Source organism: Streptococcus sp. 29892, assembly GCF_032594935.1.
GTDB lineage: Bacteria > Bacillota > Bacilli > Lactobacillales > Streptococcaceae > Streptococcus > Streptococcus hyiners.
In genome coordinates this window covers 1,551,052-1,565,376 of sequence record NZ_CP118734.1, presented here as the reverse complement: position 1 = coordinate 1,565,376, position 14,325 = coordinate 1,551,052, and the positions used below count along the sequence as shown (strand labels likewise).

At 42.4% G+C, this 14,325-nt stretch carries 12 protein-coding genes; 9 read left to right on the top strand and 3 right to left on the bottom strand.

Translation table 11 applies throughout. The features are described 5' to 3' along the window. Positions 1-7: 7 nt before the first annotated feature. The 4 genes from PW220_RS07820 (at position 8) to asnA (ending at position 5,700) form a co-directional block, all read left to right on the top strand. Entirely contained in the window at positions 8-2,659 is a 2,652-nt protein-coding gene (locus PW220_RS07820) for a valine--tRNA ligase (protein ID WP_248054038.1), read from the top strand. A gap of 82 nt (positions 2,660-2,741) precedes the next feature. Further along, the gene (locus tag PW220_RS07815; protein WP_105117487.1) at positions 2,742-3,500 is read left to right on the top strand and encodes a protein NO VEIN domain-containing protein; all 759 of its coding nucleotides are present in this window, start codon (positions 2,742-2,744) and stop codon (positions 3,498-3,500) included. Positions 3,501-3,550: 50 nt separating this feature from the next. Further along, the gene (locus tag PW220_RS07810) at positions 3,551-4,612 is read left to right on the top strand and encodes an MmcQ/YjbR family DNA-binding protein (RefSeq protein WP_248054039.1); all 1,062 of its coding nucleotides are present in this window, start codon (positions 3,551-3,553) and stop codon (positions 4,610-4,612) included. 95 nt (positions 4,613-4,707) lie between these two features. Further along, positions 4,708-5,700 carry an aspartate--ammonia ligase gene (asnA, locus tag PW220_RS07805; protein ID WP_105117488.1) on the top strand — a complete coding sequence of 331 codons (993 nt, stop codon included), beginning with the start codon at positions 4,708-4,710 and terminating at the stop codon, positions 5,698-5,700. A gap of 53 nt (positions 5,701-5,753) precedes the next feature. Here the strand turns inward: asnA and PW220_RS07800 are convergent, their stop codons facing one another. Together PW220_RS07800 and PW220_RS07795 are read right to left on the bottom strand one after the other, a co-directional pair. Continuing rightward, positions 5,754-6,179, bottom strand: coding sequence for a thioredoxin family protein (locus PW220_RS07800; protein ID WP_248054040.1), 426 nt, complete (start codon positions 6,177-6,179; stop codon positions 5,754-5,756). Positions 6,180-6,187: 8 nt separating this feature from the next. Then, complete coding sequence (locus tag PW220_RS07795; protein WP_161941350.1) at positions 6,188-6,913, bottom strand: excalibur calcium-binding domain-containing protein; 726 nt, start codon at positions 6,911-6,913, stop codon at positions 6,188-6,190. A gap of 280 nt (positions 6,914-7,193) precedes the next feature. On the opposite strand from PW220_RS07795, the gene typA reads away from it, so the two are divergent. Further along, on the top strand, positions 7,194-9,041 hold the full coding sequence (gene typA / locus PW220_RS07790) for a translational GTPase TypA (protein WP_105117491.1): 1,848 nt from the start codon (positions 7,194-7,196) through the stop codon (positions 9,039-9,041). Between the two features lie 17 nt (positions 9,042-9,058). Then, positions 9,059-9,310 (top strand): DUF3165 family protein, encoded by a 252-nt coding sequence (locus tag PW220_RS07785; protein WP_248050441.1) that lies wholly within the window; start codon positions 9,059-9,061, stop codon positions 9,308-9,310. A gap of 102 nt (positions 9,311-9,412) precedes the next feature. Here the strand turns inward: PW220_RS07785 and PW220_RS07780 are convergent, their stop codons facing one another. Next, the gene (locus PW220_RS07780) at positions 9,413-10,615 is read right to left on the bottom strand and encodes a mechanosensitive ion channel (protein WP_105124371.1); all 1,203 of its coding nucleotides are present in this window, start codon (positions 10,613-10,615) and stop codon (positions 9,413-9,415) included. A 229-nt stretch (positions 10,616-10,844) separates the two neighbouring features. Here PW220_RS07780 and murD point away from each other — a divergent pair, with 229 nt between their 5' ends. Genes murD through PW220_RS07765 form a run of 3 tightly spaced genes read left to right on the top strand, consistent with a single transcriptional unit; the run spans position 10,845 to position 14,235 of the window. Then, on the top strand, positions 10,845-12,197 hold the full coding sequence (gene murD / locus PW220_RS07775) for a UDP-N-acetylmuramoyl-L-alanine--D-glutamate ligase (protein WP_248054041.1): 1,353 nt from the start codon (positions 10,845-10,847) through the stop codon (positions 12,195-12,197). Further along, positions 12,197-13,261, top strand: a complete 1,065-nt coding sequence (locus PW220_RS07770; protein WP_248054042.1) for a UDP-N-acetylglucosamine--N-acetylmuramyl-(pentapeptide) pyrophosphoryl-undecaprenol N-acetylglucosamine transferase — start codon at positions 12,197-12,199, stop codon at positions 13,259-13,261. Before murD ends, PW220_RS07770 begins: the two co-directional genes overlap by 1 nt. Before the next feature lie 5 nt (positions 13,262-13,266). Further along, positions 13,267-14,235 (top strand): cell division protein FtsQ/DivIB, encoded by a 969-nt coding sequence (locus PW220_RS07765; protein ID WP_248054043.1) that lies wholly within the window; start codon positions 13,267-13,269, stop codon positions 14,233-14,235. Positions 14,236-14,325 lie beyond the last annotated feature (90 nt).

The window sequence follows — 14,325 nt, the reverse complement described above, 5'->3', positions numbered from 1 at the left end:
AAAACTAATGTCAAAAGAATTATCACCAAAATACAATCCAGCCGAGGTTGAGGCTGGTCGTTACCAAACTTGGTTGGACCAAGATGTCTTTAAGCCGTCAGGCGATGCGGAGGCCAAGCCTTATTCTATCGTGATTCCACCGCCAAACGTAACAGGTAAGTTACACTTGGGACACGCTTGGGATACAACCCTTCAAGATATTATCATCCGTCAAAAGCGGATGCAGGGCTTTGACACCCTCTGGCTTCCAGGTATGGACCACGCGGGGATTGCCACACAGGCTAAGGTGGAGGAACGCTTGCGGGAGCAAGGAGTGACCCGTTATGACTTGGGTCGTGAAAAATTCCTCGATAAAGTCTGGGAATGGAAGGATGAGTACGCAGCGACCATTCGTGAGCAATGGGGCAAGTTGGGTCTATCTTTGGACTACCAACGTGACCGCTTCACGCTGGACGAAGGCTTGTCAAAAGCTGTTCGCAAGGTCTTTGTAGAACTCTACAAAAAAGGCTGGATTTACCGTGGCGAATTTATCATCAACTGGGACCCAGCGGCTCGCACAGCCCTTTCAGATATCGAAGTTATCCACAAGGATGTAGAAGGTGCCTTCTACCACATGAATTACATGTTGGAAGACGGCTCTCGTGCCCTTCAAGTTGCGACAACCCGTCCTGAAACCATGTTCGGTGACGTTGCGGTGGCGGTTAACCCAGAAGATCCACGTTACAAGGACTTGATTGGTAAAAACGTTATCCTGCCAATCGTCAACAAACCAATCCCAATCGTTGCGGATGAGCACGCAGATCCTGAATTTGGTACAGGGGTTGTGAAAATCACACCTGCCCACGATCCGAATGACTTCCTCGTAGGTCAACGCCACAATCTGCCACAAGTCAATGTTATGAACGACGACGGCACTATGAACGAGTTGGCAGGCGAATTTGCGGGTATGGACCGCTTTGAAGCCCGTAAGGTAACGGTGGCTAAGTTGCAAGAACTGGGTGCCCTTGTGGAAATCGAAAACCGTGTACATTCCGTTGGTCACTCAGAGCGTACAGGTGTTGTAGTCGAGCCACGTTTGTCAACCCAGTGGTTTGTAAAAATGGACCAGTTGGCTAAGAATGCCATTGCCAACCAAGACACAGCTGACAAGGTAGAATTTTACCCACCACGTTTCAACGATACCTTCCTACAATGGATGGAAAATGTACATGACTGGGTTATCTCGCGTCAGCTTTGGTGGGGTCATCAGATTCCAGCATGGTATAACGAATCTGGCGAAATGTACGTCGGAGAAGAGGCACCAGCAGGTGACGGATGGGTACAGGATGAGGATGTCCTAGATACCTGGTTCAGCTCTGCCCTTTGGCCATTCTCAACTATGGGCTGGCCTGACGAAAACGCGACGGACTTCCAGCGTTACTTCCCGACCTCAACCTTGGTAACGGGCTACGACATCATCTTCTTCTGGGTGTCACGCATGATTTTCCAATCGCTTGAGTTCACCGGCCGTCAGCCATTCAAGAATGTGCTGATCCACGGTTTGATCCGTGACGAAGAAGGTCGCAAGATGTCCAAGTCGCTCGGAAACGGGATTGACCCAATGGATGTCATCGAGAAATACGGTGCAGACGCTTTGCGTTGGTTCCTGTCAAACGGCTCTGCTCCTGGTCAGGATGTTCGCTTCTCTTATGAGAAGATGGACGCGTCTTGGAACTTTATCAACAAGATTTGGAACATTTCCCGCTACATCCTCATGAACAATGAAGGCTTGACCTTGGATGCGGCGCGTGAGAATGTAGCCAAAGTCGCAACTGGTGAGGCTGGTAACGTGACGGACCGCTGGATTCTCCACAACCTCAACGAAACCATTGCCAAGGTCACTGAAAACTTCGACAAGTTCGAGTTCGGTGTGGCTGGGTACATCCTCTACAACTTCATCTGGGAAGAGTTCGCCAACTGGTATGTGGAGCTGACCAAGGAAGTGCTTTACAGCGCCAACGAGGCCGAGAAAGTCATGACCCGCTCTGTCCTTCTCTACACGCTGGACCAAATCCTTCGCCTCCTCCACCCAATCATGCCGTTCGTGACGGAAGAAATCTTCGCCCAGTATGCAGAGGGCTCTATCGTGGTGGCGGCTTACCCTGTTGTCAACCCAGCCTTTGAAAACGCTGAAGCTCACAAGGGAGTGGAAAGTCTCAAGGATTTGATTCGTTCGGTGCGAAATAGCAGAGCAGAGGTCAATGTCGCTCCTTCTAAGCCGATTACCATCTTGATTAAGACAGCGGATGCTGAGCTTGAAACCTTCTTCAAGGCAAATGAAAACTACATCCGCCGCTTTACAAATCCAGAACAGTTGGAAATCAGCTCAAGCATCGCCGCACCAGAATTAGCCATGTCAGCCGTTATCACCGGTGCTGAAATCTTCTTGCCACTAGCTGACCTCCTCAACGTAGAAGAAGAGTTGGCTCGTCTGGACAAAGAACTTGCCAAATGGCAGAAAGAACTAGACATGGTTGGCAAAAAACTCAGCAACGAACGCTTCATCGCCAACGCCAAACCAGAAGTCGTTGAAAAAGAAAAAGAAAAACAAGCCGACTACCAAGCAAAATATGATGCGACACAAGAACGTATCGCAGAAATGAAAAAACTTGTTAAGTAGGTAGAATAAGATAAAAAGCCCAGCCTAAAAAGGCTGGGTTTTGTGGTATAATGGGGATAATAAATTGGAACAGGTATAAGTTATGAGTAAGCACAAATATTACCATCTATTAAATTTAATTGGCTATGGTCTGGCTAAATTTGATACCCAGTTAATCAAGCAATTTGGTTTCAATACAAAGACGGATTTTTATCAGTATTTTGTTCAGCTTGGTTTAACTGAAACGACAGGTGTTGTCAAGCAACGTATGGATTTATTTGATCCTTATTTTGAGAATGGTCGGCGGGGTTGGTGGCAGAAAAAAGATGTTTATGAGCATCGAAAATTATTTATAGATAGTTTGTTTGGAACTGCAGATGTAACGGAATTTGCAGATATTTTGAAAATGAGCTTAAAAGAAGAGGGGTTCTTAAAGGACATTTTTGTGGCTCAAAAACCAATTATTCAAACACGATTTCGGAAATTGCAGGAAACCGGTCTAGAAGCAGAGCAATACTTTTTGCAACATTTCCAGTCAGTACCTCTGTTTAAAGCAGGGAGTATTGAAGATGCTCGTTTGTATGGTGATGGATATGATTTTCAAATCACAACAACAGAAAGGGTATTTTTATCCGAAGTAAAAGGAATTCGAGAAAACAGAGGTCGTTTCAGAATGACTGAGAAAGAATTTTTGAAAGCGAAAGAATTTCCAAATCAATTTGTCTTATCTTTAGTGTTAAATTTGGAGAGTATCCCTAGAATTGTGACGATTGAAAATCCATTGAAAGAGTTGGGCTTTAGAGAAAAAATAGTCCAGTCAAAAGCAGTAAAGGAGTATCATGTTCTTGAGGATATTTATTAAAGAGAAACTCACAGATTATTCCTCTATTTTCTAGGAAGCAAGGATGAATGATGAACAAATCTAATTCTTACCAAATCCACCTCCCCTCCCTCATCCCTTTCGGTTTTATCCTCTCCAACAATCGTTACATCTACCGTGAGGTCTTCATGGAGGGGCAGTTAGAGGCGGTGGTGGAGGTCGATGAGGCTGGTCAGCTGTCGTCCTATGTTTGGGATTGTGAGATGGAGGAGGTCTATACCGCCCATCTGGTGACTGCGCCAGCGGGGGCTTTTGTGGGGCAGGTGCGTGAGGCTTACCAGACCATTTTGGCTCGGGTAGAGGAAGCCTGCTGTATCGCTCTGCCATTTACCAAAGACCAAAGCAACCGCCTAGCCCAGCTCATCAAGGAGCAGTGGGGCGACCTTCCTGACTATCCCTTTGCCAAGTTGCCGACCTATGGGGCCTTTCGCCATCCCAACAATAACAAGTGGTATGCCCTGGTCAGTCAGATTCCGAGGGACAAGCTGGATGGGAGCGGTTCTCAAGAAGAGGTGGAGATTGTCAATCTCAAGGTTGACGGTCGGGAAATAGCAGAGCTGCTGAGTCAGTCGGGCATCTTCCCTGCCTACCATATGTCAAAGAAGACCTGGGTGTCAGTCTTACTGGATGATACGGTGGAGGACCAGACGGTGTTTGCCCTCCTTGAGAAAAGTCGTTATTTGGTGGGACCGAAATCCTACAAGGCGGCGCAAGGGCCTGATTACTGGGTTATTCCAGCCAATCCAAAGGTCTATGATATTGATAGCGAGTTTACGGAAAATAAGGTAGTCTATTGGCCACAAAAATCAACCATTCAAGCGGGGGACATCGTAGCCATCTATGTGACGGCGCCTGTACAGGTCATTCGCTATGTCTGTCGGGTTTTGCAAGCCAATGTTACCAATCATGGTCAGTCGGATATCCCAAGGGACAAGTCAGTCATGCAGGTCGAGTTGATTGCACAGTTGCCAGATGAGTTTTTACCAAGAGAGCGCATGATGGACCTAGGAGTGAAAGCCGTCCGTGGACCTAGACGGTTGACAGCAGAGTTGATAAGAGAATTGCAGAAACAATTTTCTTATCAGGATTTCTAATGGTTCATTAAATTATCAGAATATTTAATAAAAAGACTTTACAAGTCGAAAAAAAAGAGTATAATAGGTGTATCAATTTTACGAGGAGGTAAGGTATGAAGAAAAGCTTCATTCATCAGCAAGAGGAGATTTCTTTCGTCAAAAATACATTCACACAGTATTTGAAAGACAAGTTAGAAATCGTAGAAGTACAAGGACCGATTTTAAGTCGTGTCGGGGATGGTATTCAAGATAATTTGTCAGGAGTGGAGAATGCCGTGTCAGTTAATGTCAAATTGATTCCAGATGCAACTTACGAAGTCGTACACTCTCTTGCTAAGTGGAAGCGTCATACCCTGGCTCGATTCGGTTTTAATGAGGGAGAAGGGCTCTTTGTTCATATGAAGGCCCTGCGTCCTGATGAGGACTCCTTAGATGAAATCCACTCAGTCTATGTGGATCAGTGGGACTGGGAGAAAGTTATTCCAGCAGGTCGTCGTAACCTAGCTTATTTGAAGGAAACGGTTGAGCAGATTTATAAGGCCATCCGCCTGACAGAATTGGCCGTTGAAGCTCGTTATGACATTGAGTCTGTTTTGCCGAAGAAAATCACCTTTATCCACACGGAAGACTTGGTGAAAAATTTCCCAGACTTGACGCCAAAAGAGCGTGAAAACGTGGTTGCCAAAGAATACGGAGCGGTTTTCCTGATTGGCATTGGTGGAGAACTGGCAGATGGTAAGCCACATGATGGTCGTGCTTCGGACTACGATGACTGGACTAGTCCATCAGAAGGGGATTACAAGGGGCTCAATGGGGATATCTTAGTCTGGAACGAAGTTCTGGGTTCAGCTTTTGAATTGTCATCAATGGGTATTCGAGTTGATGAGGCAGCCCTTCGTCGTCAGGTAGCCATTACTGGTGATCAGGCCCGCCTAGAGTTTGACTGGCATAAGGCGCTCTTGAGCGGCTTGCTTCCACTGTCTATTGGTGGTGGGATTGGTCAATCTCGTTTGGCCATGTTCTTGCTTCGTAAGAAACATATCGGTGAAGTTCAATCTAGCGTATGGCCACAGGAAGTGCGTGATAACTTTGAAAATATCTTGTAAGATGAGTATATAAAAAATGATAGGTTTCAAAAAGGAAGCCTATCATTTTCTATTTAATATTGTTTCAAGAACTGCTCAATTTCTTCAAGTGGAGTCTGACTTCCTTTTTCAAGATAAGTTTGTTTTTCACCATTTTGATAGAAGGTTAAGTGAGGAACTGTTTGTATATTTTGAGACGATACAAAACTTTTTACAGGGTCACTAGATTCTTCATCTGTATTGAGATAGTAAACGGGAACTTGTGTATCTTGAATGGCTTTTTCCAAATTTGGAAAGAATTTTTGACAATAAGGACAGGTTGGTCGTCCTACATAGAGATAGAAGTCTTCTCGGCTGCGTATCTTTTCTTCCACTTCTTCAAGCGAAATAGACTGAGTGGAGGTGATAACCTCTGATTTAGCTTCTTGAGAAGGTTGGCAGGCATAGAAGATCACCAAACAGAGCAATAAACAAATACAGCTGACAAATTTTTTAATCATAGTTTCTATCACTGCCTAGTTGGTTCGCATGCACGACCATCCCCGTCTCTATCTAAATGTGGGCCATAACCAGGTTGGCCAGATAGAATAGGTTTTAAACTTTCAGGGACTGCAGAACAATTTGGATAGTAAGGTGCAGCAGGTTCAGTTTGTGTAGGTGTTGCAGGTTCAGTTTGAACAGGGGTCTGAGGTGCTTCTATAGTAGGTGGTGCAGGAGGAGTAACATACTGAGTTGTAATTTGCTGTCCTAGGGACGTCGCATAGAATTTAACACCTTCTTGTGACCAGCCATGACTAGGGAGAACATTGTACTCATTTAGGTCTGTTGTCCAATGGTGAAGCCCACGGAGTTTGAAGTTATAAACACGGTAAATTGGAACAGTACCACCAGAGTAGAATACTGGTTGTCCGTTGTTATCAGATGTCCAACCGTGTTTAGCAGTTAATTCCGCCACTTCATTGGTGTCGCTAGTATAGAGATGGTTCTGAAGACCAGCATTATAAAGTCTGTATACAGGTGTGCCAGTGTCAGGGGCATTCCAACCAATACCTTCGTATCCCCAACCATGTTGGTTATATAAAACATCTTTTTCATTTGCATCAGTGGTATAAAGATGTTCACCATTCTGTCGGTTATATAGGCGATAGATAGGAGTATCTGCAGAAACGCTTGTTTGGATACTTGCTCCGATAAGGAGAGCAGCTAACGATATAACGAATGTCTTCACTTTCATTTTGAAGAATCTCCTTTCATATTTCTTTAAGTATATCATATTCAATCATAAAATAAAAGCGTTTTCTATACATGTTATTATATAAAAAGTTTAGTGTTTAAAATAGATAGATATAGGTGGTAGAACAGATTATTTAATTATAGGTTCAACGCTGGCTACAGATTCTTTCCTAGATTCTTTCAAACTTTTGTCTGAAAACATTTACAATGTGATTATCTGTGATTTTTTCGCCAATCTATGATATACTTTTTTAGTTAAATTAAAAGATACAGAGGATATTATGACAAAACTTAGAGAAGACATCCGTAACGTAGCCATTATTGCCCACGTTGACCACGGAAAAACAACCCTCGTTGATGAATTATTGAAACAATCCCAAACCCTTGATGAACGTACGCAGTTGGATGAGCGTGCCATGGACTCAAACGATATCGAAAAAGAGCGTGGTATCACTATCCTAGCTAAAAACACTGCTGTTGCTTATAACGGTACTCGTATCAACATCATGGACACACCAGGGCACGCGGACTTCGGTGGTGAGGTTGAGCGTATCATGAAAATGGTTGACGGTGTTGTCCTTGTCGTAGATGCTTACGAAGGAACTATGCCGCAGACTCGTTTTGTATTGAAAAAAGCCCTTGAACAAAACTTGACGCCAATCGTCGTTGTTAACAAGATTGACAAGCCATCTGCTCGTCCAGAAGAAGTTGTGGATGAAGTCCTTGAACTCTTCATCGAACTCGGTGCAGATGATGACCAGTTGGAATTCCCAGTAGTTTATGCATCAGCTATCAACGGAACTTCTTCCTTGTCTGACAATCCAGCGGACCAAGAAGAAACAATGGCACCAATTTTTGATACCATTATCGAGCATATTCCAGCGCCAGTCGATAACTCAGATGAGCCTTTGCAGTTCCAAGTATCGCTTTTGGACTACAACGACTTCGTAGGTCGTATCGGTATCGGTCGTGTCTTCCGTGGTACTGTTAAAGTTGGCGACCAGGTTACCCTTTCTAAACTAGACGGTACAACGAAAAACTTCCGCGTTACAAAACTCTTTGGTTTCTTCGGTCTTGAGCGTAAGGAAATCCAAGAAGCAAAAGCAGGTGACTTGATTGCCGTTTCAGGTATGGAAGACATCTTCGTTGGTGAAACTGTAACACCAACTGATGCAGTTGAGCCACTTCCAGTTCTTCGTATTGATGAGCCAACTCTTCAAATGACTTTCTTGGTCAACAACTCACCATTTGCAGGTCGTGAAGGGAAATGGGTGACATCACGTAAAATCGAAGAGCGTCTTTTGGCAGAATTGCAGACAGACGTTTCTCTCCGTGTAGAAGCGACTGATTCTCCGGACAAATGGACTGTTTCAGGTCGTGGTGAATTGCACTTGTCTATCTTGATTGAAACCATGCGTCGTGAAGGCTATGAGCTTCAAGTATCACGTCCAGAAGTTATCATCAAGGAAATCGATGGAGTGAAGATGGAGCCATTTGAGCGCGTGCAAATCGACACACCAGAAGAATACCAAGGTTCTGTTATCCAATCCCTTTCTGAGCGTAAGGGTGACATGTTGGACATGATTTCAACTGGTAATGGCCAAACTCGTCTTGTCTTCCTTGTTCCTGCGCGTGGTTTGATTGGTTACTCAACAGAGTTCCTTTCAATGACTCGTGGTTATGGTATCATGAACCATACCTTCGACCAGTATTTACCAGTTGTTCAAGGTGAGATCGGTGGTCGTCACCGTGGTGCCCTTGTTTCTATCGATCAAGGTAAGGCAACTACTTACTCAATCATGCGTATCGAAGAGCGTGGTACAATCTTTGTCAACCCAGGTACTGAGGTTTACGAAGGAATGATTATCGGTGAAAACTCACGTGAAAATGACTTGACCGTTAACATCACAACTGCTAAACAAATGACTAACGTTCGTTCAGCAACCAAAGATCAAACGTCAGTTATCAAGACACCGCGTATCTTGACTCTTGAAGAATCACTTGAATTCTTAAACGATGATGAATACATGGAAGTAACGCCTGAGTCAATCCGCCTTCGTAAGCAAATCTTGAATAAGGCAGAGCGTGATAAGGCCGCTAAAAAGAAAAAATTAGCAACTGAAGAATAATTCCGAGGAGAAGAGCTATGTTTTACCTCATCCTAGCGATTTTATTGGTACTCTTTTATATTTTTGTAGCCCCTAAAAATGTCAAGGGGACTATCAATTTGATTTTAGCAGTGTTTTTGCTAGTCGTACTGGTTATCGCGCTCATTCTTGGATTTCTAAAAATCATGCAGTTTTCTACAAATTTCTGGCTTGGTTTGATCATGATTTTCATTGGGGGCTGGGCTATGAGGGATATTCACTATCTAGATAGTTCTCCTAAAGGAAAATAAGTTAATAATAGAATAAAAGGCTGGACAGTTGGTCCGGCCTTTTTTCTCAGGATTTTAGGGTATAAAAATAGCCCAAACGAGTGTTCAGGCTACTTGTAATGGTTATTCTTTGTCAATTTTCTTTTCTAATTTTTCAAGTTGTCTTGCAGCAAAGTCACGACCACCTAAACCGAAGGCAAGGGCGAAGGCTACTGCTAGTGCACCAAGAATAATTGTGAAGGTTGATTGAACGATATGTTGTGCAAACTTCAATTGATCGAGGGCCATGAAGACTGCAAATACGATAATCAAGTAGCGTACAATTGTGATAACAAGAGGACTATCCGTAACTTTTTGTAGGAAGTTAGCTACTAGATTGCTTGCGATGATTGCCAAGATAACAATAGCAACAGCGCTGATAAGTGATGGCAGGTAAGCAAGTAGGGCAGAACCAACAGAATTAAATACTTCAAGGTTCAATACTTGGATAGCTTGGATAAAGAAGAAAACGATGATGATAGCACGAACGACTTGAGTAATGATAGCTGACAATTCAAAGTTAGCTTCTTCTTTAGCGAATAGGTATTTAGAGTAGTTGTTGATACCGGCAGTTTCCAGAAGATTTTCAAGAAGGTTGCCAATCAATTTAGCTACAAAGCTACCAACTGCAATCAAGATAAGGGCAACCAAAACATTTGGTAAGATACCGATTACTTGATTAAGAATGGTAACGATTGGTTGAGAAATACTTGTGATACCAAGTGTTTCCAAAGCCAAGGTTAAGATCGGAATGAAGATCAATACATAGACAACAGTTGATAGGACAGAAATGATTTGTTTGCTGTCAAATGGTAATTTTTCCTGACCAGTAACTTTAGTGTACCATGCATCAATGTCTAAACGTTCTAGGACACCAGTCAACAGACCTTTGATAAATTTGCAGAAGAAAGTTCCAACAAAGATAATCAAACCAGCTGCAATCATGTTTGGAATAAAGGCAAAGAATTTCTCAAACATGCTAGAGATTGGATCTACCGTGCTGCTGATATTCAAACCAGACAAGATAGATGGAAGGAAGAAGAGAATCACAAGGAAGTAAACAAGTTGACCAAGTGTTTTGATAAGGGCTTGGCCGTTATCTTCAGGCTTGATAACACCCCATTCTTGTAATTTTTGTGAGAACTGGATTTTGTTCAAACCAGCTAGAGTTAGCTTGCGTAATAAGCCAGCCAACACAAAGGCAATGATAACCAGGACAAGCATACGGATGACGCCTGGTAAAGCAGAAAGCAAAGGATAGAATAAACTATCGATTATATTTGTCATATAATACTCCTTAAATATAATATTTTTCGCTATTAGTCTACCATGTTTACATACAATTGACAAATAAGTTGGTTTTTTTCTGTTCTGCATGCTATTCACTCCCTTTGGCTTGAAAAAGCTTCTTGTAAAGGGTAAAATAAAGTGTTAGAAAATACTTATTCTTGAAAAGGATAATCGGTCATTTGACAAGAGTTGATTGACTATGATAGAAAATGAAGGTAACTAGAATATGAAAGTGACTGAAATTGTAAAAAATAAAAAAGTTTTGGTGCTCGGTTTGGCTAAGTCGGGCGAATCGGCAGCTCGCCTATTGGATACCTTAGGGGCTATTGTAACAGTAAATGACGGTAAGCCATTTGAAGAAAATCCGACAGCTCAAGGACTTCTTGAGGAAGGAATTCGTGTGGTTTGTGGTAGCCATCCGCTGGAGTTGTTGGATGAGGATTTTGCTCTTATGGTTAAGAACCCAGGTATCCGCTATGATAATCCGATGGTTGAAAAAGCCCTTGAAAAAGGTATACCGGTCTGGACGGAAGTTGAATTGGCCTACCTGATTTCAGATGCTCCGATTATCGGAATTACAGGGTCAAATGGTAAGACAACAACCACAACCATGATTGCGGAAGCTCTAAATGCAGGAAATAAGTCTGCAAAATTATGTGGGAATATTGGCTATCCAGCCTCTTCTGTCGCGCAAACAGCGGCCAATGATGATACTCTAGTAATGGAGTTGTCCTCTTTCCAATTGATGGGAACGGAGGTTTTTCGTCCAAATGTGGCAGTTATTACTAATTTGAGTGCCAACCATATTGACTATCATGGAACCTATGAAGAGTATGTAGCAGCCAAATGGATGCTTCAACGCCAGATGACTGAAGAAGATACGATTGTTCTGAACTTCAATCAAGAAGAAGCCAAGGATTTGGCTCAAAAAACCAAGGCTAAAGTTCTTCCGTTTTCAACCAAAGAAGTGGTGGATGGTGCCTATTTACAAGATGGCAAACTCTATTTCAAGGGTGAGTTCATCATGGATGCAGACCAAATTGGTGTTCCAGGAACTCATAATATTGAGAATGCCTTGGCAACGATTGCTGTTGCTAAGTTGTGGGGAGTTGATAACCAATCTATTCAAGAAAGCTTGTCTGCCTTTGGTGGAGTGAAACACCGCTTGCAGTTGGTTGGTAAAATCAAGGGAGTGACCTTCTATAACGATAGTAAATCGACCAATATCCTAGCAACTCAAAAAGCCTTGTCAGGTTTTGATAATAGCAAGGTAATCTTGATTGCTGGTGGTTTGGATAGAGGCAATGAATTTGATGACTTGGTTCCAGATTTGCTTGGTTTGAAGAAAATGGTTATTCTGGGTCAATCAGCTCCGCGGGTTCAGCGAGCAGCAGACAAGGCTGGAGTACCAACTCTTGCTGCAAAGGATATTGCGGACGCAACTCGGAAGGCCTTCGAAGCAGCAGAAGAAGGGGATGTTGTGCTCTTAAGTCCTGCCAATGCAAGTTGGGATATGTATCCAAACTTTGAAGTGCGTGGAGATGTTTTCTTGCAGACCTACGAGGAGTTATGTAACTAATGAAAAAAATTGTTTTTACAGGTGGAGGTACTGTGGGTCACGTGACCCTCAACCTTCTCTTGATTCCACGTTTTATTGAAGATGGCTGGGAAGTTCACTATATAGGTGATGGAAATGGAATTGAGCATGAGCAGATTGTAAAATCAGGCTTAGATGTACGCTTTCATTCGATTGCTACAGGAAAATTACGCCGCTATTTTTCTTTCCAGAATATGCTGGATGTATTTAAGGTTGGTTTTGGGGTCCTACAATCGCTTGCTATTATTGCAAAAATTAGACCCCAGGCCCTGTTCTCAAAAGGTGGTTTTGTATCAGTTCCGCCGGTCATTGCTTCTAAACTTCTAGGGGTACCTGTTTTTATCCATGAGTCTGATTTGTCCATGGGTCTGGCTAATAAGATTGCCTATAAATTTGCAACAACCATGTATAGTACTTTTGAACAACCTGCAAGTTTGACTAAGGTAAAACATGTTGGCGCGGTTACAAAAGTGGGTCAAAGCAATGATAAGGTAACTCCTATTCAGTTGCCAGAAATCCTTAGTCATTTTGACAAGTCCTTACCTACTCTCTTATTTGTAGGTGGTTCAGGAGGAGCTAAGGTATTTAATGATTTGATTAGTCAGAATAGCCTAGCTCTAACAGAACGGTTCAATATTATCAACTTGACAGGGGATAGTAGCCTTAACCGATTAGATAGAAACTTATATAGAGTTGACTATGTAACAGAACTATACCAGCCCTTGATGGATTTGGCGGATGTCGTTATTACCCGTGGTGGTTCCAATACCTTGTTTGAGTTGATTGCCATGCAACAACTTCACTTGATTGTGCCCCTGGGACGTCAAGCTAGTCGAGGGGATCAGATAGAAAACGCTCTCTATGCGGAGAAAAAAGGGTATTCCAAACAAATTGATGAAAGTCAATTGACCTTGGAAAATCTACTAGCCGAAGTTGAAAATTTGTTGGAAAACAAGGAATTTTACAAAAATAACATGGCTAATTCCAAGGAAATCCAATCTGTAGATAGTTTTTACAATTTATTGCGGGATGATATGGGGAGGTAGGTGCAATGACCGAAAAAAATGATAAAGAACCTACTGTCCATGACCAGACAGACATAAAAGTGCCATCTAAGGTCGCTTCAAAGGAAGAAAAAAGTGCCTTTTTTGAACAGTGGAAAGCCAAGCATCAAGCCTACTTAGCAAGCCAGGAACAAGAGATTAGTAATAGTGAAGTTGTTTCCGAAACACAAGAAAAAAAGAAATTATTCCAGGGAATAAAAAAAACTCGTAATCTAGCTACTGTTCCGGATAGTGTGTCAGAAAAGAAATTTACAGTCGAATTGACAATCCCTAGATCGGTTTTATGGAAGACTGTACCTATCTTACTGACAAGTATTTTGCTAGCCGCCCTGTCCCTGTACTTTATCTCCCCAACAAGTAAGGCGAAAGTTCTTGTTGTAGAGGGGAATAACCAGTTAACATCAGAACAGGTAATCAAGGATAGTTTGATTTCTGAGAAGGATTACGTCCTCACTACCTTGCTAAATGCATCAGCTTATGCTAAAAATGTGAGGAAAAATAACCCCTCCGTGGAGAGCTCAGAGATGAGTTATCAATTTCCAAATAAATTTACCATTCGCATTAAAGAATATGACATTATTGGTTATATTCAGCAAAATAATCAGGTATATCCGGTTTTGTCTAGTGGGGAAATTGGAAGAGAGGCAGTCGAGACGGCTAGTCTGCCAGAAAACCATACTACTATCCACTTGTCTGATAGAGAGCAGGTGAAAAAATTAGCCATTGCTTTAGGTAGTATAGACGTTGCTGTGAGAGAGAAAATAAAGACTATAAACTTAACACCCAGTCAAGTAACAGCGGATTTATTAACATTGAATATGACAGATGGCAACACTGTTTTGGTACCGTTAAGTGAGATGAGCGAAAAATTCCCATATTATGAAAAAATAGCAGCAGTGGCAACTATTCCTACTACAATAGACATGGAAGTGGGTATTTATAGTTACGCTAGTTAGAAACGGTGACTTTTTAAAGAAAAAGTAAGAAAAAAAGTCAATAATTTCATCATATTTCTTGATAATATGGTATAATGAAAGATGACTAAT